The organism is Bradyrhizobium sp. AZCC 2176, from assembly GCF_036924645.1.
In the GTDB taxonomy this organism is placed as follows: domain Bacteria; phylum Pseudomonadota; class Alphaproteobacteria; order Rhizobiales; family Xanthobacteraceae; genus Bradyrhizobium.
In genome coordinates, this window is the sequence record NZ_JAZHRX010000001.1 from 1,029,537 (window position 1) to 1,056,028 (window position 26,492).

Annotated in this window: 24 protein-coding genes; 21 read left to right on the forward strand and 3 right to left on the reverse strand. The window is 64.0% G+C overall.

Annotated features, from left to right (window positions below):
• Positions 1-227: 227 nt before the first annotated feature.
• Complete coding sequence (locus V1288_RS04515; RefSeq protein ID WP_334355934.1) at positions 228-545, reverse strand: hypothetical protein; 318 nt, start codon at positions 543-545, stop codon at positions 228-230.
• 329 nt (positions 546-874) lie between these two features.
• Between V1288_RS04515 and V1288_RS04520 the strand changes: the two genes are divergently transcribed.
• The 3 genes from V1288_RS04520 to V1288_RS04530 are packed head-to-tail and all read left to right on the forward strand — an operon-like array spanning position 875 to position 3,733.
• Positions 875-1,420 (forward strand): TRAP transporter small permease, encoded by a 546-nt coding sequence (locus V1288_RS04520; RefSeq protein ID WP_334355935.1) that lies wholly within the window; start codon positions 875-877, stop codon positions 1,418-1,420.
• 1 nt (position 1,421) lies between these two features.
• Positions 1,422-2,729, forward strand: coding sequence for a TRAP transporter large permease (locus V1288_RS04525; protein ID WP_334355936.1), 1,308 nt, complete (start codon positions 1,422-1,424; stop codon positions 2,727-2,729).
• Between the two features lie 14 nt (positions 2,730-2,743).
• Entirely contained in the window at positions 2,744-3,733 is a 990-nt protein-coding gene (locus V1288_RS04530) for a TRAP transporter substrate-binding protein (RefSeq protein ID WP_442893910.1), read from the forward strand.
• Positions 3,734-3,882: 149 nt separating this feature from the next.
• Here V1288_RS04530 and V1288_RS04535 read toward each other — a convergent pair whose 3' ends face one another.
• Both V1288_RS04535 and V1288_RS04540 read right to left on the reverse strand, forming a co-directional pair.
• Positions 3,883-5,331 (reverse strand): DUF5107 domain-containing protein, encoded by a 1,449-nt coding sequence (locus V1288_RS04535; protein WP_334355937.1) that lies wholly within the window; start codon positions 5,329-5,331, stop codon positions 3,883-3,885.
• Positions 5,332-5,369: 38 nt separating this feature from the next.
• Complete coding sequence (locus tag V1288_RS04540; RefSeq protein ID WP_334355938.1) at positions 5,370-6,299, reverse strand: DUF2066 domain-containing protein; 930 nt, start codon at positions 6,297-6,299, stop codon at positions 5,370-5,372.
• Positions 6,300-6,666: 367 nt separating this feature from the next.
• Between V1288_RS04540 and V1288_RS04545 the strand changes: the two genes are divergently transcribed.
• The 18 genes from V1288_RS04545 (at position 6,667) to V1288_RS04630 (ending at position 26,489) form a co-directional block, all read left to right on the forward strand.
• Positions 6,667-7,917 (forward strand): ABC transporter substrate-binding protein, encoded by a 1,251-nt coding sequence (locus tag V1288_RS04545; protein WP_334355939.1) that lies wholly within the window; start codon positions 6,667-6,669, stop codon positions 7,915-7,917.
• Between the two features lie 140 nt (positions 7,918-8,057).
• Positions 8,058-8,885, forward strand: a complete 828-nt coding sequence (locus V1288_RS04550; RefSeq protein ID WP_334355940.1) for a helix-turn-helix transcriptional regulator — start codon at positions 8,058-8,060, stop codon at positions 8,883-8,885.
• Positions 8,886-9,014: 129 nt separating this feature from the next.
• The gene (locus V1288_RS04555) at positions 9,015-10,025 is read left to right on the forward strand and encodes a branched-chain amino acid ABC transporter permease (RefSeq protein WP_334355941.1); all 1,011 of its coding nucleotides are present in this window, start codon (positions 9,015-9,017) and stop codon (positions 10,023-10,025) included.
• A 1-nt stretch (position 10,026) separates the two neighbouring features.
• Positions 10,027-11,106 (forward strand): branched-chain amino acid ABC transporter permease, encoded by a 1,080-nt coding sequence (locus V1288_RS04560; RefSeq protein ID WP_334355942.1) that lies wholly within the window; start codon positions 10,027-10,029, stop codon positions 11,104-11,106.
• Complete coding sequence (locus V1288_RS04565) at positions 11,099-11,881, forward strand: ABC transporter ATP-binding protein (RefSeq protein ID WP_334355943.1); 783 nt, start codon at positions 11,099-11,101, stop codon at positions 11,879-11,881. Before V1288_RS04560 ends, V1288_RS04565 begins: the two co-directional genes overlap by 8 nt.
• Complete coding sequence (locus V1288_RS04570; RefSeq protein ID WP_334355944.1) at positions 11,874-14,111, forward strand: ABC transporter permease; 2,238 nt, start codon at positions 11,874-11,876, stop codon at positions 14,109-14,111. Before V1288_RS04565 ends, V1288_RS04570 begins: the two co-directional genes overlap by 8 nt.
• Positions 14,112-14,113: 2 nt before the next feature.
• Positions 14,114-14,947 carry a phosphoenolpyruvate hydrolase family protein gene (locus tag V1288_RS04575; protein WP_334355945.1) on the forward strand — a complete coding sequence of 278 codons (834 nt, stop codon included), beginning with the start codon at positions 14,114-14,116 and terminating at the stop codon, positions 14,945-14,947.
• Positions 14,948-14,971: 24 nt separating this feature from the next.
• Positions 14,972-17,872 (forward strand): flotillin family protein, encoded by a 2,901-nt coding sequence (locus tag V1288_RS04580; protein ID WP_334355946.1) that lies wholly within the window; start codon positions 14,972-14,974, stop codon positions 17,870-17,872.
• Positions 17,873-17,881: 9 nt separating this feature from the next.
• Entirely contained in the window at positions 17,882-18,319 is a 438-nt protein-coding gene (locus V1288_RS04585; RefSeq protein WP_108517242.1) for an SRPBCC family protein, read from the forward strand.
• Between the two features lies 1 nt (position 18,320).
• Positions 18,321-18,764, forward strand: a complete 444-nt coding sequence (locus V1288_RS04590) for an SRPBCC family protein (RefSeq protein ID WP_334355947.1) — start codon at positions 18,321-18,323, stop codon at positions 18,762-18,764.
• Between the two features lie 16 nt (positions 18,765-18,780).
• On the forward strand, positions 18,781-19,599 hold the full coding sequence (locus tag V1288_RS04595; protein WP_334355948.1) for an FAD binding domain-containing protein: 819 nt from the start codon (positions 18,781-18,783) through the stop codon (positions 19,597-19,599).
• A 5-nt stretch (positions 19,600-19,604) separates the two neighbouring features.
• Complete coding sequence (locus tag V1288_RS04600) at positions 19,605-20,084, forward strand: (2Fe-2S)-binding protein (RefSeq protein WP_161852166.1); 480 nt, start codon at positions 19,605-19,607, stop codon at positions 20,082-20,084.
• Positions 20,085-20,095: 11 nt separating this feature from the next.
• Positions 20,096-21,679 carry a xanthine dehydrogenase family protein molybdopterin-binding subunit gene (locus V1288_RS04605; protein WP_334355949.1) on the forward strand — a complete coding sequence of 528 codons (1,584 nt, stop codon included), beginning with the start codon at positions 20,096-20,098 and terminating at the stop codon, positions 21,677-21,679.
• Between the two features lie 2 nt (positions 21,680-21,681).
• Positions 21,682-22,704, forward strand: a complete 1,023-nt coding sequence (locus V1288_RS04610; protein WP_334355950.1) for a xanthine dehydrogenase family protein molybdopterin-binding subunit — start codon at positions 21,682-21,684, stop codon at positions 22,702-22,704.
• 7 nt (positions 22,705-22,711) lie between these two features.
• The gene (locus V1288_RS04615; RefSeq protein ID WP_334355951.1) at positions 22,712-23,593 is read left to right on the forward strand and encodes an AAA family ATPase; all 882 of its coding nucleotides are present in this window, start codon (positions 22,712-22,714) and stop codon (positions 23,591-23,593) included.
• A complete protein-coding gene (locus tag V1288_RS04620; RefSeq protein WP_334355952.1) occupies positions 23,590-24,708 on the forward strand; it encodes a vWA domain-containing protein in 1,119 nt (372 codons plus the stop codon). The genes V1288_RS04615 and V1288_RS04620 overlap by 4 nt, the downstream gene beginning before the upstream one ends.
• Entirely contained in the window at positions 24,705-25,595 is an 891-nt protein-coding gene (locus V1288_RS04625; protein ID WP_334355953.1) for an amidohydrolase family protein, read from the forward strand. The genes V1288_RS04620 and V1288_RS04625 overlap by 4 nt, the downstream gene beginning before the upstream one ends.
• A gap of 45 nt (positions 25,596-25,640) precedes the next feature.
• Positions 25,641-26,489: an MBL fold metallo-hydrolase gene (locus tag V1288_RS04630; RefSeq protein WP_334355954.1), complete on the forward strand. Its 849-nt coding sequence runs from the start codon at positions 25,641-25,643 to the stop codon at positions 26,487-26,489.
• The last annotated feature ends 3 nt before the right edge of the window (positions 26,490-26,492 follow it).

The window sequence follows — 26,492 nt, forward strand, 5'->3', positions numbered from 1 at the left end:
CACATTTCGTTAGTGACGATAGAGCAACACCACACATCTTCTGATTGCTCTAAATTGTCGCACCAAGATCCTTGAACGTTCGAACACGCGCTCAAGCGGATCAATTTCATTCTCGAGATTCCGCACGCCATCACGTTTTGAACCCTTCTAGTTTTTATCCGTTCTAATCTTCTGCATGACTGTCCAGCACGGCACAGATCGAACCAACACTATCGCCTTCCCCACGTTCAAATCTTTTCAATCCAACAGGTTACGCAGCGTGCTTCTCGCCTGGCTCCAAGCAAGAACATCGCGGCCTTTGATCGTTCGTTGAACCGTCCGAAATCCTCGGAGCCTCGCAGCGGAAGGCCTTGCGCAGAATGTCGCACGCCTCCCGCATCGAGCTCGGCTTTCAGATGCGCAACGGCCTCCGCGTTGTTCAGGCAATGGTCGAAAACGTCGCGGTGGGTGATCGCCACCGCCAATCCCTCACCTGCCGCCACGCGCCGGACCCCAAGCCCCGTGACGACCTTGTCGGCGCCGGTTGCATGGAGCAGCACCTGCACGGCTTTGGCGATCTTCCTGTCCGGACAGCTCAGGCTTGCTGCGGAGATCGTGCCGTCACGCCATCAATCTGTCAGTTCGCGTTCGGCCAGAAGCATGAGTCGCTCTTTATATTTGGCTCGGTTCGCGACAAACCTTGCTCGGTTTCGCTGGATTTGACTCCCCCGCCTTGACTGTCCGGAGCAACTCCGAGAACCTGTCCCCTTGGGGGCTGATTTCGGTAATCCACCTTCGGCCGGGCCAGGATCGACAGGCCCTTTCCGGAAGCAACGATTACCGAAATGGTACGTCTATTGCTTGCGGGCGACAGGCGTGCAGGGGAGGACAGATCATGGTTCGTGTGTTTCTGGATCGAATCTATCTTCTGTCCGGCTATCTCGCCGGACTTTTCCTCATCGCGATTTTTGTGCTGATGATGCTGCTGTCGGCTGGCCGGCCGCTCGGCCTCAATATTCCGGCTGGCGATGATTTCATCTCCTGGTGCATGGCGGCGACGGCCTTTCTCGGGCTCGCGCACACGTTCAAGCATGGCGAGATGATCCGTGTCGGCCTTCTGATCGACCGCCTCAGCGACAATGTCCGCCATTATGTCGAGATCGCAGCCCTCTTCGTCGGCGTCGGCTTCATCGGCTTTTTCGCGTGGCATGCCGTGATCATGACGTGGCAGTCGTGGAAATTTTCTGACATTTCGCAGGGCGTCATCGCAGTGCCGCTGTGGATTCCGCAACTCGGCTACAGCGGCGGCCTCGTGATTCTTCTCATCGCCTTCGTGGATGAGCTGGTCCATGTGCTGCGCGGCTTCGCGCCGCGCTACGAATTGCCGAAGCCGCAGAGCGCCGAGGAAATCGTCGAACGCGCCATGCAGAGCGGGGTCTGACATGGAGCTTCTCTCGATCGCCGCTATCCTGCTCGGCGTTCTTGCGCTGCTGCTCGGCGCCGGCGTCTGGATCGGCGTCGCCTTGATGGCGACGGGATGGGCCGGCATGCAATTCGCCGGCGGCGGCATTCCGGCGGGCAGCGTGCTGGCGACAACGGTGTGGGGCAACAGCGCGTCGTGGTCGCTGGCGGCTTTGCCGCTCTTCATCTGGATGGGCGAAATTCTGTTCCGCACGCGCCTGTCGGAGGAAATGTTTCGCGGATTTGCGCCCTGGCTGAACTGGCTGCCGGGCCGGCTCGTGCACGTCAATGTGCTCGCCTGCGGCGTGTTCGGTTCGGTATCGGGATCATCGGCCGCGACCTGCGCCACGGTTGCCAAGATCGCCCTGCCGGAACTGAAGAAGCGCGGCTACGACGAAGACTTGAGTCTGGGATCGCTCGCCGGCGCGGGCACGCTCGGCATTCTCATTCCGCCGTCGATCACTATGGTGGTCTACGCCGTGCAGGCGAACGTCTCCATCATTCAGGTGTTCCTTGCCGGATTTCTGCCGGGCCTGTTGGTGATGGCGCTCTATTCCGGCTACATCGCGATCTGGTCGCTCGCCAATCCGAAGCGCACGCCGCCGGCCGATCCGCCCATGAGCTTGCGCAGGCGCATCGCGGAGTCGCTCAATCTCATTCCTTGCCTGCTCTTGATCGTGTTCGTCTTTCTATCGTTGCTGATGGGCTGGGCGACGGCGACGGAATGCGCCGCCTGGGGCGTGTTGGGCTCGCTCGCGATCGCGTGGTGGCAAGGCGCGCTGAGCTGGCAATCCTTCTGGGCGAGCGTCATGGGCGCGACGCGGGTCAATTGCATGATCCTCTTGATCCTGGCGGGCGCTTCCTACATGGGTACGTCGATGGCCTATACCGGCATCCCGCTGGCGCTCGCGAACTGGGTGAACAGCCTCCAGCTCAGCCCCTATGCGCTGATCGCGGCGCTCACCGTCATGTACATCGTGCTCGGCACGGCGCTTGACGGCATTTCCATGATCGTGCTGACCACTGCAATTGTCATTCCGATGGTGAAGCAGGCCGGCTTCGACCTCGTCTGGTTCGGCATTTTCCTGGTATTGGTGGTGGAAATGGCGGAAGTCTCTCCGCCCGTCGGCTTCAATCTGTTCGTCCTGCAGACCATGAGCGGCAAGGATTCCAATACGGTCGCCAAGGCCGCCCTGCCGTTCTTCTTTTTGCTCGTTCTGGCGGTTGCCATCATCACGGTCTTTCCTGATATCGTGATGGTGCTGCCGCGGATAGCGTTCCCTGGCTAGAGAAAGGTATTGTCATGTTGAGGCTTATTAGGGCGTGCGCAACGGCCGCCTGCGTCGCGGCGCTTGCCGTTCCCGCGCTTGTCGTTCCCGCGATGGCGCAGACCAAATGGAATCTGCCGGCGGCCTATCCGGCGGACAATCCGCATTCGGTGAACCTGATCGCGTTTGCCAAGGACGTTGCCGACGCGACCGGCGGCAAGCTGCAGATCACCGTGCATCCCGCCGCGTCGCTGTTCAAGGCGCCGGAAATCAAGCGCGCGGTCGCAACCGGGCAGGCACAGGCGGGCGAGGTTCTGATCTCGCTGCATGAGAACGAAGATCCGATGTTCGGCATCGACGTTATCCCCTTCGTGGCGACGAGCTATCCGGCGGCCAAGAAGCTGTGGCAGGCGTCGAAACCCGCCATCGAAAAGAAGCTCGCCTCACAAGGCCTGATGCTGCTCTTCGCGGTGCCATGGGGTCCGCAGGGCATTTATGCCAAGAAGGACCTCAACACCGTCGAGGACATGAAAGGCCTGAAGTGGCGCGCCTATAATGTCGGTACCTCGCGCATCGCCGAACTTGTCGGCGCGCAGCCCGTCACCATCCAGGCGGCGGAACTGCCGCAGGCGCTGGCTACCGGCGTCGTGAACGCGTTCATGACGTCGGGCTCGACCGGCTATGACAGCAAGTCCTGGGAAACCATGACGCATTTCTATGACACGCAAGCCTGGATTCCGAAGAACGTCACCTTCGTTAACAAGGCGGCTTTCGACGCGCTCGACAAACCCACCCAGGACGCGATCCTCAAGGCGGCGGCGGTCGCCGAAGAACGCGGCTGGAAGCTCGCGGAAGAAAAAGCGAAGTGGTATCTCGAACAGCTTCAGGCCAACAAGATGAAGGTGCTGCCGCCACCTCCGGCGCTGAAGGCCGGCCTCGAAAAAATCGGAGAGCAGTTGACCGCCGATTGGCTCAAGAAGGCCGGCCCCGACGGTGAGGCCGTGATCGCCAGCTACAAGAAGTAGGACGATCGTTGTCATGCTCGTGCAGCGTCCGGCGCTCGATCGCCGGACACTACAATTTTTTGAACTCGCAGAGTTCGGTTTGGTCTCAAAAGCACATGGCTTCTTGAAGGTCAGGTTTCGACGCCGAACAGACTTTTATTTTATGTTTGTCATTTTATGCTCGTCTCAGCCGCGATCAGTTCCTTGCCTTCCGCGGTCCTGATCGTCAGCCGTACCGGTTCACCGCTGCCGCCGCCAGGGATCGTCGCTGAAATACGATTTCCATTGTTCGGGTCGGCTTTCACGGCATCGTTGGACAACACCGCATCGCCGCGTTTCAACGTTACGTGCAGCGGCTTGGCCGGTTCGATGCTGAAGAACTGAAGATTCACGCTCGCGCCCTCGGCCGAGAGATTGACCAGGATGTTCTCGTTCGCATGCGTCACGTTGCTCATGCCGACAGTCGGACTGTAGGTTTCCGGAATCGACACTTCGCCCTGCGCGGGAAATTCAGCGCTGTGGAAGAATTGATCCGACACGCCCGCCCACAATTCGATGTACGGCCGCTGCGGGTTCGGGTCTTTGCGTGGATCGGTTTCGTTCGTGAAGGACGGGAATCCCCACGTCCACATTTTCAAGCCCGGCGTGACCGCATTGTCGGCGATCCGGATGATCCCCTCTTCGTTGTCATGGTTGATCACGCCCCAGAAATTCCCGCCCTGCATATCGGGCGCCGCGTACGCGATGCCCATCGTTGGCCAGTTTCTGAAGTAGCGCAGTTTTTCGAAACGGCTGTTACCCATCCCCGAGCTCTTGTCGCCGCCGGACAGATTAGCCGACCAGCCGGGCGTGCGGTAGGCCGCGATCGGTGCAATGATTTCAGCGCCGCCGGTCGCCCTGGGATTCTTCGGGTCCGACCCCGGCGCTAGCGTCGTGCATGTCCAGTACTCGTATGGAATCGCCCTGTGTTGCGGATTTTTCAGCACCACGCGCGCATCGACCGCGGCGCGATCGGCTTTCAGCGTGACATAATAGGTTGCTTCGATGCCCGTCGAACCCTTCCTGAACTTCCTTGGTGCCGCGGAATACTCGAAATTGTCCTTGAGTGACATCGACACCGTCACTTCGCCGGCCCCCTCCTTCACAATCTTGAAATCCCACGGCTTCAGCCACGTCTTGCCGTGCTCGGCATCCGGGAAAGTGGGGAAGATGCCGCCATAGACCATCAGCCAGTCGTAATAAAAGGTGTCGCCGTTGATTCCGTAAGGCACGCCCACTTCCGTGCGATAAAGCTGTTCGTGGCCGGTCGGCTTGTAAATGATGGAAAGAATGCGCCCGCCAAATTCGGGCAGCAGCGTTACCCTTAGATAAGTGTTCTCGATCACGTAGGTCCTGAACGGGCGATCGAGGATGGTATTCTTGTCGAGCGACCCGCTGACGAATCCGTTTTCCAGATCGGTCGCGTATTTGACGGTGCTCCACGTCACCGTCGACTCGCTGAGCGACACCCTGCCGGGCACCGGCGTCTCCGCATGCCCGACGCCATCAAATGCACAGACCACCGAAAGCGCTGCAACCGCCAAGTGGAAACGGGTACGCGAGGAAGCATGAACGGCCATTGGCGTCGCCTTCGGATGAGCAGGAAGCCGCGAGGAAATCAATGAAGCTTGCTTCCTCCCGCTGACGACGACCGTGCCACCGGATCGCCGTTGCCTGACAAGACCTGGGCCGCACCGCCGATGCCGCGCCGGAAGGCTTCGTCGAAAGTGACGCCGCGAACCTGCCAACGGTGCGTCCGGCCGCCCCAGTCCATCTGCCACTGGGTGGCCCAGCCGAGTTCGCGGTCATCCCAGACCAATCGCCCGACCAAAACCACTTCGCCACCCTGTTCGGCCGCAGCCGGCGCCAGCGCCGGGAACGGTGCCGTCCTGAGCGCCTCGCCGGTGATGTTCGATTTCGCCAGCCCCGCCGTGCTCGGCAGCACAATGTCCATGCCACGCCTGTCGGCTGCAGCGAGCAACGCGTCGCGTTGCAAGTCGGATTGGGCTCCATCCGTTGTCACGATATAGTTCCTCGGGCCCTGCTCCATCTCGACAAAGACGGCAAGGCGCGGACGATGTGAAAGCCAGGGCTTGAGACCTAACGTCCTGAGAATGTCGTCGATCTTGCCTTCCTCGAAGGCCACGGTGAGATCGTAGGGCCGGTCGCGGGTACCCTGCTCGTCACGAATGGGTTTGCCCGAAAACTGGTCGCGATAGCTGAATGAAGTGACCAAACTTTTGGCCTTCGGCTTGTAGGCTGCCAACCGCCGGTCGCCTTGGAGTTTCTGTGCGCCGGATACCTTGATGAGGACGTCCTCCAGACAGGCGGCAAAGCCAATGATGCGGTTGGCCTCGCCCTGGCCGGTCACGGTGACCTTCGCACGATAAAGATCGGCGCCCGCGGCGGCCATGGTGCCGGCGCACCAGGCCCAGGCGGCTGCAAGGAATGTCCTGATAATCGCGCGACCCGCACCATGGCCTATCGGGTGAGAGTGGCGTCTCGTCCTGTGCAGATCGGCCATGACGATGCCTCCGCAGTTCCGCATGCTCTTCTCTTCGAACATTGGTTCGTTTTTGCGGAAAGGCAAACTTTCCCGATGCAGGGTTGCCAATTGACCACGTAGACGGAGCCCAAATCACCGCAAATCTCGTCGCGGCGCAACATGCAAAATGAGACTACCGGTCAAGTTGCGGCCGGTGAAGTTGCGCGCGAAGCCCCAGTCATCGGCTAGCTTTCGCACCGCGGTTCCAGTCGCAAATGCATTCCGGCACACGATAGGCAGCCGGCATCGACCGCATGGCGATTCCTGGAACGACCTCGATACAAGACCATCGATACGGGACTTCGCAACTCAAGACTTCACAATTCAAGGCCTGGCAATACAAAAACTGGCGATACAAGGGAGGGGTTCGATGTTTAGAAGCTGTGCGGGACTGATCGCGCTGAGCAGCCTGTTGCTTTCCGGCGCCGCCTTAGCTCAAGAGAAGATCAAGGTCGGCGTCACCGCGACGCTCGAAGGCACCTACACGGTGCTCGGCGAGGACGGCATACGCGGACACCAGACGGCGCTCAATACGCTCGGCAAGAAGGTCGGCGACAAGGAACTCGAATTCATCATCGCATCGACCGATGCCACGCCCGACTCCGCCATTCGCGCCGTGCGCAAACTGATCGAGCAGGACAAGGTCCAGATCCTGCTCTCGCCGCTGTCCGGCGACGAAGGCATCGCGGTCAAGAATTTTGCCAAGACGCGGCCCGAGTTGACCTTCGTCAACGCCGCCTCCGGCGCGCAGGAAACCACCTACGTCGACCCGGCGCCGAACTTCTTCCGCTACAACATGGACGGCGCGCAGTGGCAGGTTGGTCTCGGCAAATACGCCTATGAGACCAAGGGCTATCGGAAGATCGCAACCGTCGGCGAAGACTACTCATTCATCTATACGCAGGTGTTCGGGCTTGTGCTCGAGTTCTGCGGCGCCGGTGGGCAGGTCACGAACCGGCAATGGGTGCCGCTCGGCACCAAGGACTTTGCCTCCGTCATCGCCGCGCTGCCCGACGACGTCGATGCGATCTATCTCGGCCTTGGCGGCGCGGATGCCGTCAATTTCCTGAACCAGTATCAGCAGGCCGGCGGCAAGGCGCATCTGATGGGCGGCTCGATCATGGTCGACCAGACCATCCTCTCCGCCAAGGGTAACGCCAAGAATGCGCTGCTCGGCACCATTGCCGCCAGCGGCCAGGCCGACACCTGGGAGGATCCGGGCTGGCAGAAGTTCGTGAAAGCCTATCAGGACGCCTTCCCCCCGAACAAGCGGTTCCCGAGCCCCTCGCTGCTCGCCACCAACTACTACGGCTCGACGATGGCGCTCATCCTCGCGCTGCGCCAGGTCAACGGCGATCTCAGCAACAACCAGGCAAAACTCAAGGAGGCCCTCGCCAAGATCGAGCTCGACGCGCCGAACGGCAAGATCAAGCTCGACTCCAACCGCCAGGCCATCGGCACCAACTTCGTCACCGAAGTGGTGGATGACGGCAAGGGCGCCCTGTTCAGCAAGGTGGTGAAGGTGATCCCGAACGTGAACCAGACCCTGGGCTACGACCCGGCCGTGTTCTCCAAGATCGGGCTGCCGAGCCGAACGGTTCCCGAGTGCAAGAAGTACTGAGTTCTTCGCATTTGCGAACGGGCCCCGGTCACGCGCCGGGGCCCGGACGGGACCCGGCAGATTGTGATCTTCCCTTGCATTCTCGCGGCGGATGTTGAACGCTGGTTGAAAAGACAAGAACATCCCGCGGGAGGGAAGGCATGAGCAAGGCTCTGGCCGTCTTCCACGGCCGGTTCGGTCGCGCGACGGTCTATCAGTTGAACCGCCCCTTCAACATGCATGCGCATCGCGAAGGGCATCTGGTTTTTCATGTCGGCGGAACGCCGGCCCGCATCGACGTCTGCGACGAGCGATGGCTTCTCGCAGAAGACTCCGTTGTTGCCGTCAACCCTTGGGAACCTCACAATTTTATTCCCACCGATGTAGAGAACGGCGCGATCTTCTTCGTCCTCTACGTCAATCCCGAATGGTTCGCCCCAGATGCGGCCCGCGCCCATAGCCTGCGGTTCGGCCGCACCTGTTTCAAGCGCACGGCCACGCTCGACAGGCATATCCGGCGATCCGCGGCGCTGGTTTGCGGCGCGCCTTCACTAAGCAGCCTCGATTGCGAACTCAGGCAATTGATCGACAGTTGCTATGACGAGAGCTGGCAGCGGTCCGAGCCGGTGCAGGAGACGCGCACCGCCACCGCCGTCACTGATTTTCGCGTCCGCAAATCCATCAAGCTGATGTCCGAAAGCCCCGGCGCCGAGATCGAACTGGATTCGATCGCGCGGGCCTCCGGGCTGTCGCGTCCGCACTTCTACCGGCTGTTCCGCACCCAGACCGGCGTCACCCCGAACCTGTATCTCAATACACTGATCATGGAACAGGCGCTCGACGCGCTGGTCGCGACCGAGGTGCCGATCGCCGATATTGGCTTCGATCTCGGCTTCTCCTCCCAGAGCGGTTTCACGCGCTTCTTCGCCGCCAATGTCGGGATGGCGCCGACGGAATATCGCCGCGCCGCCAAAGTCTTGCGCCCCTGAGCGCACCCGGTGCGAAAAGATACTGACAATCAAGTGCAGGGTTTGCGGCGCCGTTAGGATGTCCCAAAACGCGAGCCGAAACGGCCGCGGCGTCTGGGAGGACGGTATGGCGACGGCCGGGCTTTTACCGTGACAGGATTCATCGAACGCCATCCGGCATGGGCGCTGATCGTTTTGATCGCGGTCGCGGTGATGCTGTGGCTGACCCTTGCCGTCTGGCCGCCCGGCCTCGAAGAGGCGATCGGCAGGAAGCGGGTCTTTCTCAACGCCGTCTTCAACGGCATCACGCTCGGCAGCCTCTACTTCCTGGTGGCCAGCGGCTTCACCCTGATTTTCGGCCTGATGCGCAACGTCAATCTGGCGCATGGCTCGCTCTATCTGTTCGGCGGCTATATCGGTTACGCCATCAGCGTCTGGACCGGCTCGTGGGTGCTTGGCTTCATCATCGCGTTTCTCGGGGTGGCGCTGGTCGGAATCGTCCTGCAAATCGTCGTCTTCCGCCGCATGGAGGGCGAGGATCTGCGCCAGACCATGGTCACGATCGGGCTCTCGATCGTGTTCGCGGATCTGATGCTGTGGATATTCGGCGGCGATTTCTATCAAATCCAGACCCCGAGCTGGCTGGTCGGCCCGATCGAATTGCCGCTGGTCACCGCGGTCAAATCATCGGGCGAGGCGGTCTATCTGCGCTATCCGATGGTGCGGCTCGTGATTTTCGCAGCCGCGGTGGTGATCGGCATCGTGATGTGGCTGGCGCTCAATCGAACCCGCGTCGGGATGATGGTGCGCGCCGGCGTCGATGACCGCGATATGCTGGCCGCGACCGGCGTACCTATTCAGCTCGTCTTCGTCGTCGTGTTCGCGCTCGGCGCCGGGCTTGCCGGCATCGCGGGCGTCGTCGGCGGAACCTTTCAGTCGATTTCGCCCGGCGAGGATACCCGCTTTCTGCTGGCTTCCCTCGTCGTCGTCATTGTCGGCGGCATGGGATCGATCCCGGGCGCGGCGCTGGGCGCCATCATCATCGGCCTCGCCGAGCAGCTCGGCTCCGTCTATATCCCGACCTACGCGATCGTGGTGACCTTCCTCATCATGGTGCTGGTGCTGGCGCTGCGGCCGCAGGGCCTTCTGGCGAGGCGCTGACATGTCGCTGGTCCAGGGCGCACATCAAGAGACCAGTCGGCCCGCAGGGGCGCGCGCGGCGTTGCTGGCGTGGCCGGAGTTCAACAAGCCGGCCGTCTGGCTGGTGGCGGTCATCCTCCTGATCATGCCGTTCATCGCCAACGGCTTCTTCCTGATCGAGATATTTGCCACGACGCTGATCCTCGGCACCATCGCGCTCAGCCTGATGTTCCTCGCCGGCTATGGCGGCATGGTCAGCCTGATGCAGCTCACCGTCGCCGGTTTCGCCGCCTACATGGTCGCGGTGTTCGGCATGAGCGCCAATACCAATATCAGCCTCGGCTGGCCGTGGTGGCTCGCAACGCCGATGGCGCTGGTGCTGGCGACCATCTTCGGCACGCTCGGCGGCACCCTCGCGGTGCGCACCGAGGGCATCTACACCATCATGATCACGCTGGCGATCGGTGCGGCCTTCTACTATTTCACCAACCAGAACTGGCCGATCTTCGGCGGCCATACCGGCATCAATACCATCGCTACGCCGAAATTCTGGGGCGTCGACTGGCGCTCCGATATCCCGTTCTATTACGTCACGCTGGGCGTCGCGGCGTTCTGCTATTTCGCCGTTCAATATGTCTCGCGCGCCCCGTTCGGCCTCGCGCTGCAGGGCGTGCGCGACAATCCCCGCCGCATGGCGGCGCTCGGTTTCAATGTCAATGCGCACCGCGTGGCGGCCTATGCGTTTGCGGCCTTCATCGCCGCGCTCGGCGGCGTCCTTCAGGTCTGGAACTACCGGCAGATCTCGCCCGGCTCGGTCAGCGTCGGAGCCTGCATCGATATCCTGATCATCGCCGTGGTCGGCGGCATCACCCGTCCCATCGGCCCCTTCATCGGCGCCTTCATCTTCGTCATCTTGCGCACCTTCGCGCTCGATCTGCTGGTCAAGTTCGGGCTCGACGGCAATCGCTTCCGGCTGCTGATCGGCCTCGGCTTCCTCGCCATCGTGTTCTGGTCGTCGGACGGCGTGATCGGGCTCTGGGAGCGGTGGCGGCGGCGCGTGACCACCGACAAGCGCACAGGCGGAGGCCACCGTCATGGATAGCGCCACGCAACGCTTTTCGGCCGTCGGTGCCGGCGCCGCGCTGGAGCTGCGCGGCGTGACGCGGCTGTTCGGCGCGCTCGCGGCGCTGACCGACGTCACCATCACGGTTCGCCCGGGAGAACGTCGCGCCGTGCTCGGCTCCAACGGCGCCGGCAAGACCACGCTGTTCAATTGCGTGACCGGCGACTTTCCGCCGTCATCCGGTACCATCCGCTTCTTCGGCGAGGACATTACCCACTTCCCGCCCTATGAGCGTATCCGCCGCGGCCTGCGCCGCACCTACCAGATCTCGGCGCTGTTCCCCGGCCTCACGGTGCGGGACAATGTCTACCTCGCCTGCCGCGGCGTTTCCCGCGGACGGTTTTCTCCGCTGCGTCCGGGCGCGACCGACGCCCTCATGCAAGCGACCGAGGCGCTGATCCAGGCGGTGCATCTGACGCCGGTCAGGGAGCAGCGCGTCGCGGAACTCGCGCACGGTCAGCAGCGGCAGCTCGAGATCGCGCTGGCGCTCGCCGGCGCGCCGCGCTTCATCCTGTTCGACGAGCCGGCAGCAGGCCTTTCCCCCACCGAGCGGCGCGAGTTGATCGAAATCCTGACGTCGCTGCCCGCCCATATCGGCTACATCATCATCGAGCACGACATGGATGTCGCGCTGCGCGTCGTCGAAAGCGTCACGATGATGCACAACGGCCGCGTCTTCAAGGAAGGCCTGCCGCACGAAATCGAAGCCGATCCCGAGGTCCAGGAACTCTATCTGGGGGCCGGCCATGAGTGAGATCCGCCGCGCCGCGCCCGCCCTCGAAGTCAGGGGCCTCGACGTCTATTACGGTCACTCCCATGCGCTGCAGGGCGTCGACCTGACGCTGGATTCCGGCGTGTTCTCCGTGGTCGGTCGCAACGGCATGGGCAAGACCACGCTGTGCAAGACCATCATGGGCCTGTTGCGGGCGAGCGGCGGCTCGGTTCGCGTTCGCGGCGAGGATATCACCCGCCTCAGCCCGGCGCGGATCGCGCAGGCAGGCGTCGGCTATGTTCCGCAAGGCCGACGGCTGTGGCGCTCGCTCAGCGTTGCCGAGCATTTGAGCCTCGCCGCCGGGATGCGGCGCGGCGCCTGGACCATCGATCGCATCTACGAGACGTTTCCCCGCCTTGCCGAACGCAAGGACCATGGCGGCGGCCAGCTCTCGGGCGGCGAACAGCAGATGCTGGCGATCTCGCGCGCCCTTCTGACCAATCCGCATCTTCTCATTATGGACGAGCCGACCGAAGGGCTGGCGCCGGTTATCGTCGCCCAGGTCGAGGAAATGCTGGTGGGCCTCGGCGAAGACGGCGACATGTCGGTGCTCGTGATCGAGCAAAATATCGGCGTCGCCACGGCGATCTCGAAAAATGTCGCGATCATGGTCAATGGTCGCATCAATCGCATCATCGATTCCGCGCGCCTTGCGGCCGACCGCGAGCTGCAACAACGTCTACTCGGTGTTGGCGTCGTTGGCGTCCATGCCGATCCGGAAATGGATATCGAAACAGCCGATGCGAGCACAGACGCCGAGGCACGTCCCGCGCCGCCCCGCGCCCCCGGCGCCGCGCCAATCCGGGTCTATATCTCCAATCCCACGCTGCCGACGCGCTGGTCGCAGCCGGCCCCCATTGCGCGCATCGAGGCCGCAGCACGTACGCTTTCGACGGGCGTTATGCGGATCGAAGACGCGGCCCGGCAAAGGCGCCCGGCCGGCGCCTCTGTACAAGGCGCGGCCGGACCACCCGTGGTCCTCATCGCCGGCACGCTCGATACCAAGGCCGAGGAACTGCGCTTCATTCGCGACGTGATCGCCGGACACGGCTTGCGGACGCGCCTGGTCGACGTGTCGACCAGCGGCAAGCTCTCCACCTGCGACGTCTCCGCGCAGGAAATCGCGCTGAACCACGGGCGCGGCGGATCTGCTGTGTTCGGGTCCGACCGCGGCGCGTCGGTGACGGCAATGGCGGACGCCTTCGCCAACTGGCTGCGCCGCCAAGGCAATGTCGCAGGCATCATTTCGGCGGGCGGTTCCGGCGGCGCCTCGCTGGTCGCGCCGGGCATGCGCACCCTTCCCATCGGCGTGCCGAAACTCATCATCTCCTCCGTCGCGTCGGGAGATGTCGGCCCCTATGTCGGACCTGCCGATATCACGATGATGTATTCGGTCACCGACGTGCAGGGCCTCAATTCAATCTCGCGCGCCGTGCTCGCCAACGGCGCCAACGCCATCGCCGGCATGGTAAAGGCACGTCTGGACGATCATGCCAGGCTGGAGCGCAACGCGCCTGCCGATTTGCCGGCGGTCGGCATTACCATGTTCGGCGTGACGACGCCTGCCGTGCAGAAGATCGCCGCCGACCTGCGCAATGATTTCGAATGTCTCGTCTTCCACGCCACCGGCGTCGGCGGTCGCTCGATGGAAAAGCTGGTCGATTCCGCAATGCTGGCGGCCGTCATCGATCTCACGACGACGGAAATCTGCGATCTGCTGATGGGCGGCGTGTTTCCCGCCACCGACGACCGCTTTGGCGCGATCATCCGCGCCCGCCTGCCCTTCATCGGCTCTGTCGGCGCGCTCGACATGGTCAATTTCGGCGCACCCGACACGATCCCCGAGCGCTATCGCCAGCGCAAATTCCACGTCCACAATCCGCAGGTGACCTTGATGCGCACCACGCCGGAGGAGAACGACCGCATCGGGCGCTGGATCGGCGACAAGCTCAACCGGATGGATGGGCCGGTGCGCTTCTTCCTGCCGGAAGGCGGCGTCTCCGCGCTCGACGCGCCCGGCCGGCCGTTCTGGGATCCGGAGGCCGATGCGGCGCTGTTTACCGCGCTGGAGCGCAGCGTGCGCCGGACCAGCAACCGCCAGCTCATCCGTATCAAGCGCCACATCAACGAACCCGAATTTGCATCCGCCATCGTCAACGCGCTCCGTCCTCTGGTCGGACGCCCGGGGACCCGTCGGAAAGTCGCGAGGTGACCATGGCGAAGTTCGAACGTTCAGCCATCCTGAAGAAGTTTCGCACCATGGCGGCCAAGGGCGAGCCGATCGTCGGCGGCGGCGCCGGCACCGGTCTATCGGCCAAATGCGAGGAAGCCGGCGGCGTCGACCTGATCGTCATCTACAATTCCGGCCGGTACCGGATGGCCGGACGCGGTTCGCTTGCCGGCATGATGCCCTATGGCGACGCCAACGCGATTGTCGTGGAGATGGCCGGCGAAGTGCTCCCGGTCGTCACCAAAACGCCGGTGCTGGCCGGCGTCAACGGCACCGACCCGTTCCGCGATATGGACAGTTTTCTCGACCAGTTGAAGGCCCTGGGCTTTGCCGGCGTGCAAAACTTTCCAACCGTCGGCCTGATCGACGGCGTTTTCCGCGCCAATCTCGAAGAAACCGGAATGTCCTATGCGCTGGAGATCGACATGATCACCAAAGCGCGTGACAAGGACATGCTGACGACACCCTACGTGTTCAGCGAAAGCGAAGCCGCGGCGATGGCGATCGCGGGCGCCGACATTATCGTTTGCCATCTCGGCCTGACCACCGGCGGCGCGATCGGCGCGCACACCGCACTCAAGCTCGAAGATTGCCCGGAACAGATCGACACCTGGGCGGCAGCCGCGCTCAGCGTCAATCCGGACATACTGGTGCTGGCTCATGGCGGCCCCATCGCCGAGCCTGATGATGCCGAGTTCATCATGAAACACACGCGCAAGTGCCACGGCTTCTACGGCGCCTCCTCGATGGAGCGTCTGCCGGTGGAGCGGGCGCTGACGGAACAGGTTCGCAAATTCAAGGCGATCGGCGCGCGGTAACGCCGAGACCAAAGGGAGGAAGAGATGTCGGGGACTCTGGTTGGCGAATTGATCCTCTGGCTGATCGTTGCGATCGTCGTGATCGCGATCGTCGTCTATATCGTGAACTGGCTTTACCACCGTTCGTCGAAGGAAGTCTCCTTCGTGCGCACCGGTCTGCTCGGCGAGCGCGTGGTGATCAACGGCGGCGCCTTCGTGCTGCCGTTCATTCACGACTATACGCCCGTCAATATGAACGTGCTGCCGATGGGCATCGTGCGGGCCAAGCATGACGCCGTAATCACCCGCGACCGCATGCGGATCGACATCGAGGCCGATTTTTACGTCCGCGTGCAGCCGACGCGCGAGGCGGTCGCGATCGCGGCCGCCACGCTCGGGCGGCGCACGCTCGAACCCGAGCAGTTGCACGCCCTGCTCTCCGGCAAATTCGTCTCCGCCATACGTTCGGTCGCGGCCGAAATGACCATGGAACAGATGCACGAGCAGCGCGGCGAATACGTCACGCGGCTCAAGGCCGCCGCCGCCGAGGCGCTCGCCCAGAACGGACTCGAACTCGAATCCGTCGCCATCACCGATCTCGATCAGACCGACCTGGAATATTTCAATCCATCCAACCGGTTCGATGCCGAGGGCCTGACCCGCCTGATGGAGGACATCGAGGCCAAGCGCAAGCTGCGCAACGACATCGAACAGGATTCGATGATCAAGATCCGTACCCGCAACCTCGACGCCGAGCGTCAGGCGCTGGAAATCGAGCGCGAGAGCGAGACCGCCCGCCTTGAACAGGAACGTGACATCGAGATGCGTCGCGCGCTGCAGCGCACCGAGGTGGCGCGCGAGCGCGCGTTGCGCGAGACCGAGGCCGAACAGGCGCAGATTTCCGCCCGTGAGGCGATCGAGAAGGCCCGCATTGCCAACGAACAGGCGATTGCCGAAGCCCGCATCTCCTCCGAGCGCGAGACCCGTCACCGCGAGATCGAGCGCACCCGCGCGGTGGAAGAAAAGGAACTGCTGGCACGCGAGGAAATCGAAAAGGCCAAGATCGCCAATCAGCGCGCGGTCGATACCGCCCGCATCGCCTCCGAGCGCGAAGTGCGGCAGCGCGACATCGAGCGCACGCGGTCGGTTGAGGAAGCCGAGATCACGGCACGCGAGGCGGTCGAGAAGGCCCGAATCCAGCAGGATCGCGCGGTCACCGACGCGCGGATCGCCAACGAGGAGGAAACCCGAAGGCGCGAGATCGAGCGCACCCGCGCGGTCGAGGAAGCCGAAATCGCGGCGCGCGAGGCGACCGAGAAGGCCCGCATCGCCCAGACCACGATCGTCAACGTCGAACGCATCGCCTCCGACGAACGCACCCGTGCCCTGGAGATTGCGCAGGTTCGCACCATCCAGGAAGCGGAGATCGAGGCACAAAAGGCGGTGGAAGCCGCGCGGATCGCGCGAGAGCGGACGCTGGCAGCCGAGCGGATCGGCGCCGAGCATGCGACGCGCAAGCTGGAAATCGAGCGCAACCAGGCGCTCGAAGTCGCCGGGATCACCGCGCGCGAGGCGACCGAAGCCTCACGTATTGCCCAGGAAGAGCGCGTTCGCTCGCTCGAAATCGCGCGCAACCGCGCCGTCGAGGAAGCCGATATCGCTTCGCGCGAAGCGATCGAGGCCGCCCGCATCGCCCAGGAGAAGGTGATCGCCGCCCAGCGCATCCGGGCCGAGAAGGAAACAAGGGGGCTCGAGATCGACCGCACCGAATCGATCGAGGCCGCCGAACTCAAGCGGCGCGATGCGATCGAACGGCGACGCGTCGAGGTCGAACTGGCGTTGGAGGCCGAGCGTATCGCCTCGTCAAAGACCCGCGAGGTGCTCAACATCGACCAGAAGAAGGCGGTCGAGATCGCCGACGAGGAGCGCGTGATCGCGCTCGCCGCCAAGCGTTCCGAGCGCATCGATGCCGATCGGCAGGTCAAGCAGGCCGAGATCAACGCGCGCAAGGAAGTCGAAACCACCGACGTCTCGCGCGAACAGGCGCTCGAGGCCGCGCGGCTCGCCCGCCGGCGCGCGATCGAGCAACTCGAGGTCGGCCGCGTCCAGGCGCTGCAGGAGGCCGAGATCGCTTCCCGTGAGGAAGTCGAGCGGGCGCGCATCGCCTCCGACCGCGGCCTCGACGAAGCGCGGATCGGCCGCGAGCGCGATCTGCGCAAGCTGGAGGTCCATCGCGAAAAGGAAGTCGAAACGGCGCTGATGGAAAAGGCCATCGCCCTCTATCAGAAGTCTCTCGAGGAATCGGCCGCCAAGGTGGCAGCCGAGGATGCGCGCGCGGGGGCGACCGAGGCGGCCGAGCGCGTCGTCACCGCCCGCGACAGCGAGATCGCCAAGCGACAGAAGACCATCGAGGTGCTGCTGGCGGAGAAGCGGGCCGAGGAGACGCGTATTGCGGCCGAGGCCGAGCGTGTGCGCGCCGCCGTCGAGGCCGAGGCGCAGCGGCTGCTGAACGAAGCCGAGAACGTGCTCACCGACCAGGCGCGCTACTCGCTGTTCCGCCGCAAGCTGCTCGATCGCATCGAAGGCATCGTGCGCGAGAGCGTCAAGCCGATGGAGAAGATCGAAGGCATCCGCATCCTTCAGGTGGACGGGCTCAACGGCGGTGGGGGCGGCAATGGCGGCCGCAGCGCCACCGACGAGGTGATCGACTCGGCGCTGCGTTATCGGGTGCAGGCGCCGCTGATCGATTCGATCCTTTCCGACATCGGCGTCGAGGGCGGCAGCCTCGCCAGGATGCCCGGCCTCATTCGCGAGGCGCGTGACATGCAGGGCATCAAGGAAGCCGCGCGCAAGGGTGGCCAAGGCAAACCAGAAGGCAGGCCCGATGCACCCCCCGCCACCCCCGGCGAACCCGCTCCCGAGCGCGGACCACGCAAGAAAGGGTAGCAGCACGCCATGGCCCGGGTCTACGTCTCCACCGTCGTCAACGCCCGCAACGACCGCGTCTGGGCGCGCGTGCGCGACTTCAACGGCATGCCCAACTGGCATCCCGCCATCGCGGAGAGCCGCATCGAGGGCGGCGAGCCGGCGGACAAGATCGGATGCGTGCGGGATTTTCGCCTGCGCAACGGCGATCGCATCCGCGAAAAGCTGCTCGGGCTCTCCGACTACGACATGTTCTGCACCTACTCCATCCTGGAGTCCCCCATGGGAGTGGAGAACTACGTAGCTACCCTGCGGCTCACGCCGGTGACCGACGGCGACCAGACCTTCCTCGAATGGACCGCCGAGTTCGACTGCGCGCCCGAGCGCGAGAACGAGCTCGTCAGCAATATCGGGACCGGCGTGTTTCAGGGCGGCTTCGACGCGCTCAAACGTGCCTTCGGAGGCTAGCGTGCCGCATATCGTCAAAAGCACGATCCTCGACGCGCCGACCGGCGCGGTCTGGAACGTGCTGCGCGATTTCAACGGCCACGACCGCTGGCATCCCGCGGTGGCGACCAGCACGATCGAGCGTGCGCAGGCCTCCGACAAGATCGGCTGTATCAGGCGCTTCAAGTTGCAGGACGGCTCGGAATTGCGCGAGCAATTGCTGGCGCTATCCGACCTCGAACAGACCTTCAGCTATTGCCTGCTCGATACGCCGATCCCGATGTTCAATTATGTCGCCCATGTCCGTCTGCTGCCGGTCACTGACGGCGACCGCACCTTTTGGCACTGGGAATCAAGGTTCACCACGCGGCCCGCGGATGCCGAGCGGCTGACACAGATGGTCGCGGAACAGATCTATCAAGCCGGCTTCGATTCCATTCGCCGGCACCTGAAAGGGGCCGCATAAACGCGGAGACGAAATCATGCCTGTCACGGTGAAGACATTCGCGAATTTTGGCGAGGCGGCGTCGGCGCTGTCGTCCGACCGCAGCGCGCGCTATCTCGGCGGCGGCACGCTGGTCATGCGCGCCCTTAACGAAGGCGACATCTCGATCTCGACTGTGGTGCGTGCGACCGACGGCGCGCTGACGCGCATCGATGTCGCGAGTTCACGCATCACACTCGGGGCCGGCGTCACCTTCGCAAGAATTCTGGCCGAGCGCGATCTCGCGTTTCTGCACGCGCCGGCCCGTTCGATCGGCGGGCCGGCGGTGCGCAACATGGGTACGGTGGGCGGCAATTTGTTCGCGCCCAGCCCCTATGGCGACTTCACCGTCGCGCTGCTGGCGCTCGATGCCACCGTCTCCGTCCAGGGCGGGCTGGGCGCCCGCGACATGCCAATCGAGGAATTCTTGCAATCCCGCGAGCGCCAGAGTGGCGCACTCGTGCTGGCTGTCTCCTGTCAGCGACCCGCAAGCGCCGACGCCTTCCGCTATCGCAAGATCGCCCGTATCAAGCCGAAAGGAGGCTCGGTGATCACGCTCGCTGCACATTTGCCTTCGAGCGGCGGCCGCATTTCAGGCGCCCGCATCGCGCTCGGCTCGATGGCCGCGACGCAGATTCGCGCAAGGGCCGCCGAACGCGCGCTGGAGGGCCGCCCGCTCGACGATGCGGCGATCAGCGCTGCGGCTGCGGCCGCAACCGAGGGCGTATCGCCCGCAGACAACGCGCTCGGTAGCGCCTGGTATCGCCGCGAGATCGTCGGCGTCCATCTGCGCCGCCTGCTTTCCGGCCTGGAGTAGGATTCATGACCAAGACCCCGCTCCAGTTTCGTCACAATGGCCGCGACGTCGCCCTGTTCGTCGACGGCGGAGTCAATCTCCTGGTCGCGCTCCGCGAACTGATCGGCGACATGACGCCGAAATTCGGCTGCGGCCAGGGCGGCTGCGGCGCCTGCAGCGTGCTGATCGACGGCGAACTCCACCTCTCCTGCCTGACGCTGGCGGAAACCGTGAACGGCCGCTCGATTGAAACGCTCGACGGGCTGAAGGACGGACCCAACCTGCACCCGCTGCAGCGCGCCTTCATGGAGCAGTTCGCGGCGCAGTGCGGCTACTGCACACCGGGCATGCTGATGGCGGCGAAGGCGCTGCTCGATCGCAATCCGTCGCCGACCCGCGCCGAGGTCATCGAGGCGATTTCGGGCAATATCTGCCGCTGCACCGGCTACGAGCCGATCATCAACGCCGTCCTCGCCGCCGCCACGAGCGGACGCGCCCGCGCCTAGGGGGAACGATCATGCTGGAATTGCGCAAGGACATATTCGCCGACGAGCGCGACGATAATTTGAAAGAGATCGGAAAGGGCACGCAGCGCCAGGACATGCTCGGCCATGTCACGGGCACCTCGACCTATTTCGACGACCACAAGCTGCAGGGCATGCTCCATCTTAAAGTACTGCGCAGCCCGCACGCCCATGCCCGCCTGCGCCGCATCGATACGATGGAGGCGGAACGCTCGCCCGGCGTGCGGCGCATCATCCGCGGGGCCGACGTGCCGGTCAATCTCAACACGCTGCTCAGCCTCATCAACTTCGGCAAGGACGACGAGCCGTCGCTTGCGGTCGACAAGGTCCGCTACAAGGGCGAGCCGATCGTTGCTATCGTTGCCGACAGCCCGCGTGAAGCCTATGAGGCGCTCGCGAAAGTGCGGGTCGATTACGAACCGCTGCCCGCGGTGTTCGACGTCGAGGAGGCGCTCAAACCAGGCGCGCCCGTCGTCAACGAGGTCTATCCCAAGAACACCTTCACCTATCATGATGTCTATGATCACCAGAAGCTGCGCTTCGGTGACGTCGAGCGCGGTTTCGCCGAGGCGGATCATGTGCTCGAACAGCGCTACCAGATGTCGCCGATCGAGCACGCGCCGACCGAAACCAACGGTTCGATCGCAGCGCCCGATACCAACGGCCGCTATGTCGTCTACACCTCGACGCAAGCCTTGTTCTTCTCGCTCGACACCTGCGCCAAAATCCTCGATGTGCCCTCCAACACCTTCCACTTCATCGGCGGCACCGTCGGCGGCGGTTTTGGCGGCAAGGTAGATACGCTTACCGAGCCGCTCGCCGTTCTCGGCGCGATGCTGACCGGGCGCCCGGTACGCTATCAGCTCGGCCGCGAAGAGGAGATGCAATTCGGCTCGCCGCGCGGCGCCGAGCGCATCTACATCAAGGACGGCGTGATGCGTGACGGGCGCATTGTCGCGCGCAAGATCCGCGCCTATTTCGACAGCGGCGCCTATACAAGGCTTTCAAGTTATGCCGTCGTCAAATGCGTGGCGCACCTGCCCGGTCCCTACACGATCCCAAACGTTTATGGCGACGTCTACTGTGTGTTCACCAACCGCACGCCGGCGACTGCGATGCGGGGCTTCGGCGTCACGGCGATGGACTTTGCGCTCGAATGCCAGATGGACAAGCTCGCCCATCTCGTCGGCATCGACCCGATGGAGTTCCGGATTCTCAACGCCTATCGTGACGGCGACATGAAGGCGCACCGGCGCGAGGCGAAAAACACCGCTCTTATCGAATGCGTTCAGGTCGCCGCCGAAAAGGCAAAATGGCCGCTGCGCGAGGAGGCCAGGCGCATGTCGTCGCGCAAGGACGGCGGCAACCGGGCGGCAATCTCGCCGACGCCGCTTGAACCTGTTCTGCAACGCGCCGCTGCTTCGCAGCAGCGGACCACGTACGATCGTGCGCCCCCTGCAACCATCCAGCCACCGCCGCCCCCCACCCCGACGCCGTCTCCCCCGAGGCCGCAGGCGCCGTCACCGTCGCATGGTGCCACCCGCTTTTCCTCCGTCTTCGGCACCAGGAGGCGCTGACCATGGCAAAGCATCGCGGACGCGGCATCGCCTCGATCAACTACCCCATCGGCATGAATCTCGGCGGCGATCCCAGCCAGGCGCTGGTTCATTCCAACCCCAGCGGCAAGTTCACGGTATCGCTATCGTCGATCGATCTCGGCCAGGGCATGAAGTCGGTGACACGGCAGATCTGCGCGGAGGCGCTCGGCGTGCCCGTGGAAGACGTCTATGTCGACACTGCGGATTCCGACACCGGCCCGCACTGCATGGGCTCGTTCGCCTCGCGCGGCACGCATCGCGTCGGCAATGCGGTCATGGCTGCGGCAAAGGAAGCGCGCGGCGTCATGATGGAAGCTGCCGCCGAGGAGCTGGAAGTCAACGCTGCCGACCTCGACACCGACGGGCGCGGCAACATCCACGTCAAGGGCGCGCCGCACCGCTCGATCTCGACCAAGGACGTCGCCATTGCCGCGCAGTTCAAGCAAGGCAAGACCATATCGGGACGCGGCATCTTTCTGGTGCCGCTTTCGGAGGTGAACCCCGAGACCGGCGAGATGTCCCCCGCCACCTGCTACGCGCACGCCTGCCTCGTCGCCGAGGTCGAGGTCGACGATGAAACCGGCGAGGTTGCGATGGTGCGCATGGACAGCGCGTATGAACTCGGCCGCGCGCTCAATCCGCGGCTGGTGGAGCAGCAGCTCGTCGGCGGCGCATGGATGGGGATCAGCCACGCTCTGTTCGAAACGTCCGAGCCCTATTATCCCGACCCGGCGCATGGCCCTCGCGACTTCGTCGAATATCTGATGCCCGGCCCCGGCGACATCTGTCCGCATGATATCGCGGTGCTGGAACGCCCCGCGGCCGATGGGCCGTTCGGCGCCAAGGGCCCCGGAGAAATGTGCGCAAACCCGGTGCTGCCCGCCGTCGCTAACGCCATCTTCAATGCCGTCGGCGTGCGGATGGATGAATTGCCGATCACGCCGGAAAAAGTCCTGCGGGCGATCAAGGCGCAGGGCGGCGCACGGCCGCAGGCGCGGCGCTGAGGCAAACATGACGGTCCGCGGCAACATCGTCGGCATCGACAGCCCCGAGGCGCTCGAACGGGCGTTGCGGACGGCATATTACCTGGCCGACGATGGCCTCGCGACGGCAGCCTATCTCGGGCTTGCGCTCGGTAAGCCGCTGCTACTGGAGGGCGCACCGGGTGTCGGCAAGACCGAAGCCGCGAAAGCCATCGCCGCCGTGCTCGGCCGCCGCCTGATCCGCCTGCAATGCTATGAGGGCATCGACGCATCAGCCGCGCTTTACGAGTGGAACTACCCGCGCCAGATGCTCGCGATCCGCCAGGCCGGCGAGGAAACAATCGACATCTATGGCGAGACCTTTCTAATCGAGCGGCCGATGCTGGCTTCCTTGCGCGCGCCTGACTCCACCGTCTTGTTGATTGACGAAATCGATCGCGCCGACCAGGAGTTCGAGGCGTTCCTGCTCGAATTCCTCTCCGACTTCCAGATTTCGATTCCCGAACGCGGCACGGTCCGCGCCGCGGAGCGTCCGGTCGTCGTGCTGACCTCGAACCGCACCCGCGACCTGCACGAGGCGCTGCGCCGCCGCTGCGTCTACCACTGGATCGACTATCCCACCGCCGAGCGCGAGGCCCGCATCGTGATGATGCGGGCATCGAGCGTCGCTGAATCGACCGCGCGTGCCGTCGTCGCCGCCGTCGGCAGGCTCCGCCGCGAACCGCTCAGCAAGGCGCCCGGCATCGCGGAAGCCGTGGACTGGGCCGAAGCAGCCACGCTGCTGCACGCGCGCGGTGCGCGCTGGCCGGATGCCTTCAAGCGCTCGATCGGCGTTGCGCTAAAGGAGGAGGAAGATCTCACCTTCATCTCCGGCCGGCTCGACGCCCTCATTGCGGAGGCTGCCGCGTGAGCGATGAACTTCAGCTACCGCATGCGGCCCGGGTGTTCGTGTCCTTTGTCGCGCTGCTGCGCGTCAACGGTTTCGCCGTGGCGCCGGAACAGACGACGGCATTCCTGGCGGCGATCGGGCTACTCGGCCCGCGCAGCATGGAAGCCATCCGGCAGGCGGGATTGGCGACGCTCGCCCCGCCGCCCGAGCGGCGCGCGACCTACGACCGCCTGTTCGACCTCCATTTCCTCGGCAGCGAAGCGATCGACCACGCGGGCGCGGAAGATGAGGAAGTGGTTCGCCTGCAGGAGGAAGGACGCGGCGAGGACGAAACGCTGCTGGCCGATGAGGTCAACGAGTCCGGACTTGCCGCGGCCCGCGCCGAGGCGCTGGTCGAACGCCGCTTCGCGCCAAGCACGACCGGGAGCGCTTTACGAAAACTGTCGCGCGAGGCGCCTGCCCGGCTGCCGCGGCGGCGGGGACATCGCCGCATGCGTGCCCGTCGCGGCCCATGGGCCGATCTGCGCCGCACCTTGCGCGAGAGCGTGCGCAACGATGGCGAAGTGCTGCGGCTCGGTCGGCTCAAACGGCGCACCCGTCCGCGCAAGGTTCTGCTCCTTATCGATGTCTCCGGTTCGATGAAGGGCCGGACAGAAGACAATATGAAGCTGGCGCATGCGCTGTCACACGCCATCTCTCACGTCGAGGTATTCACGTTCGGCACCCGGCTCACCCGCGTCACCCGCGCGCTCCGTCTCAAGCGCCGCGAGCAGGCGCTGTCCGCCGCCGCGCATCTGGTCAGCGATTGGGACGGCGGCACCCGGATTGGCGATGCGCTGCAGGCGTTCCTTTCGGTACCGCGGTTCGGCAGCTATGCGCGCGGCGCCGCCGTCGTCATCGTCTCCGACGGCCTTGAGCGCGGCGATCCTTCTGCCTTGCAGGACGCTGTCGCAAAATTGTCGCGGCGCGCCTGGCGCCTGAGCTGGCTGACGCCGCTGGCGTCAGGTCCCGGCTTTCAGCCCCAGACCGAAGCGCTGATCGCGATCCGGCGCTTCGTGGATGATCTGGTCGACGGTGGGTCCACCGCCGCGATCGTCTCGCATGTGCTCTCGCTCGGACAAAGGAAGGCTGCGTGACCGAACTCGTCGATGCCCATCATCACATCTGGCGTCAGGCCGACCTGCCCTGGCTGAGCGGCCCGATGCAGCCGCGCATCTTTGGCCCCTACGAGCCGATCCGGCGCGACTATCCGATCCAGGAATATCTTGATGATCTCGCAGGCTCCGGCGTGACGCGCTCGGTCTATGTGCAGACCAACTGGGCCAACGACCGCTTCGAGGATGAAACCGCCTGGGTGCAACAGACCGCAAAGGATCACGGCTGGCCGCACGCGATCGTCTCCTATGCCGATTTTGGCGTCGATGACGTCCGCCCGCAACTGGATCGTCTGGCACGCTATCCCTTGGTGCGCGGCGTGCGCATGCAATTGCACTGGCACGAAAATCCGCTCTATCGCTTTGCGGCGCGGCCGGACCTCTGCGCCGATCCGACGATACGGCGCAACGTCGCGCGGCTCGCGGAGTATGGTTTTAGCTTCGACCTGCAGGTGTTCGCGCCGCAGATGGCCGATGCTGCCGGGCTCGCCGAAGCCTGTCCTGACGTAACCTTCATCCTGCAGCATGCCGGCATGCTGGAAGACCTTTCGCCGCAGGGCCGCTCCGACTGGCGTGCTGGCATGACCCGGCTCGCGGCGTGCCCGAATGTCGTCTCAAAACTTTCCGGCCTCGGCACCTTCATCCACCGCAACGACCCCACGCATGTATCCGATATGCTCACCCAGACGGTGACGATCTTCGGCGCCGAGCGGTGCCTGTTCGGCTCCAACTTTCCGATCGAGAAACTTTGGACCAGCTATCGCGAACTGGTCGATGCCTATCTTGCCGCGACCGCGTCGCTTCGGGCGGACCAGCGCGATGCGGTTCTGCGAACAACAGCATCGCGCGTCTACCGGCTTGACCGATGACGGCGCACGCGGAACCGCCAATCAAGAGAATGTGGGAGGGAACATATGCCGCTTGAAATCAAGATTTTGGATTATGGCGATATCGAACTGGAATCGAGTTTTCTCGTGCTCGGCCGTGATTGCGGCAGGACCCGCCGTGTCCTGACGCTGGGCTTCCTGATCGTCGGCGGCCCCTACCCGGTCGTGGTCGACACCGGCTACCGCTCCAACCAGATCATGGAAACGCTGGGCATGCGCGGACTTCAGTTCCACGAAAACATGATCGAGAACCAGCTCGCCCGCCACGGCGTCCGCATGGGCGACGTCCGCTACGTCTGCCACACCCACCTGCATATCGACCACGCCGGCAAGGACGATTTGTTTCCCATGAACACCACGGTCGTGCTCAACCGCAAGGAATTGGAATATTCCGTCTCCGGATTGATGCATCCGCAATATCCTGCGCCCGACATCAAGCATCTGATCGATCGCCTGCACACCAAGAGCGCGCTGCGCTTCCTCGATCTCGAGATGACCGGCCCGATCGAACTGATGCCGGGCGTCTATTGCGACGCCGCCAACGCCCACACCGAAGGCTCCATGAACATCCACGTTCATACCGCCGACGGCATCGCCACCATCTGCGGCGACGTGATCTACGACTTCAACGACCAGATCGTCACGCCCTTCAACGAGATCCACGACGCCGAGCCGCGCACCACAGGCAATCACGGCACCAGCAAGCGCGCCGAAAAGGCGGCGATCAAGAAACTCCTGAGCAACTCGCGCTATTTGCTCCCGGTCCACGACCGGCCGGCCAAGGTCGAAGGCGGCACGGTGGTCGGCCGGCTGCACGATCAGGTGCCCGGCCCGGTGGTGCAGAGCTTGCCCCAGCGCAACTGGTTCCCGGCCTGAGCG

What these genes read in the sequence shown, in the direction of transcription:
- V1288_RS04520 (WP_334355935.1), top strand. Translation starts at nt 875, where the DNA reads ATGGTTCGTGTGTTTCTGGATCGAATCTATCTTCTGTCCGGCTATCTC.
- V1288_RS04525 (WP_334355936.1), top strand. Translation starts at nt 1,422, where the DNA reads ATGGAGCTTCTCTCGATCGCCGCTATCCTGCTCGGCGTTCTTGCGCTG.
- V1288_RS04530 (WP_442893910.1), top strand. Translation starts at nt 2,744, where the DNA reads ATGTTGAGGCTTATTAGGGCGTGCGCAACGGCCGCCTGCGTCGCGGCG.
- V1288_RS04535 (WP_334355937.1), bottom strand. Translation starts at nt 5,331, where the DNA reads ATGGCCGTTCATGCTTCCTCGCGTACCCGTTTCCACTTGGCGGTTGCA.
- V1288_RS04540 (WP_334355938.1), bottom strand. Translation starts at nt 6,299, where the DNA reads ATGCGGAACTGCGGAGGCATCGTCATGGCCGATCTGCACAGGACGAGA.
- V1288_RS04545 (WP_334355939.1), top strand. Translation starts at nt 6,667, where the DNA reads ATGTTTAGAAGCTGTGCGGGACTGATCGCGCTGAGCAGCCTGTTGCTT.
- V1288_RS04550 (WP_334355940.1), top strand. Translation starts at nt 8,058, where the DNA reads ATGAGCAAGGCTCTGGCCGTCTTCCACGGCCGGTTCGGTCGCGCGACG.
- V1288_RS04560 (WP_334355942.1), top strand. Translation starts at nt 10,027, where the DNA reads ATGTCGCTGGTCCAGGGCGCACATCAAGAGACCAGTCGGCCCGCAGGG.
- V1288_RS04565 (WP_334355943.1), top strand. Translation starts at nt 11,099, where the DNA reads ATGGATAGCGCCACGCAACGCTTTTCGGCCGTCGGTGCCGGCGCCGCG.
- V1288_RS04570 (WP_334355944.1), top strand. Translation starts at nt 11,874, where the DNA reads ATGAGTGAGATCCGCCGCGCCGCGCCCGCCCTCGAAGTCAGGGGCCTC.
- V1288_RS04575 (WP_334355945.1), top strand. Translation starts at nt 14,114, where the DNA reads ATGGCGAAGTTCGAACGTTCAGCCATCCTGAAGAAGTTTCGCACCATG.
- V1288_RS04580 (WP_334355946.1), top strand. Translation starts at nt 14,972, where the DNA reads ATGTCGGGGACTCTGGTTGGCGAATTGATCCTCTGGCTGATCGTTGCG.
- V1288_RS04585 (WP_108517242.1), top strand. Translation starts at nt 17,882, where the DNA reads ATGGCCCGGGTCTACGTCTCCACCGTCGTCAACGCCCGCAACGACCGC.
- V1288_RS04595 (WP_334355948.1), top strand. Translation starts at nt 18,781, where the DNA reads ATGCCTGTCACGGTGAAGACATTCGCGAATTTTGGCGAGGCGGCGTCG.
- V1288_RS04600 (WP_161852166.1), top strand. Translation starts at nt 19,605, where the DNA reads ATGACCAAGACCCCGCTCCAGTTTCGTCACAATGGCCGCGACGTCGCC.
- V1288_RS04605 (WP_334355949.1), top strand. Translation starts at nt 20,096, where the DNA reads ATGCTGGAATTGCGCAAGGACATATTCGCCGACGAGCGCGACGATAAT.
- V1288_RS04610 (WP_334355950.1), top strand. Translation starts at nt 21,682, where the DNA reads ATGGCAAAGCATCGCGGACGCGGCATCGCCTCGATCAACTACCCCATC.
- V1288_RS04615 (WP_334355951.1), top strand. Translation starts at nt 22,712, where the DNA reads ATGACGGTCCGCGGCAACATCGTCGGCATCGACAGCCCCGAGGCGCTC.
- V1288_RS04630 (WP_334355954.1), top strand. Translation starts at nt 25,641, where the DNA reads ATGCCGCTTGAAATCAAGATTTTGGATTATGGCGATATCGAACTGGAA.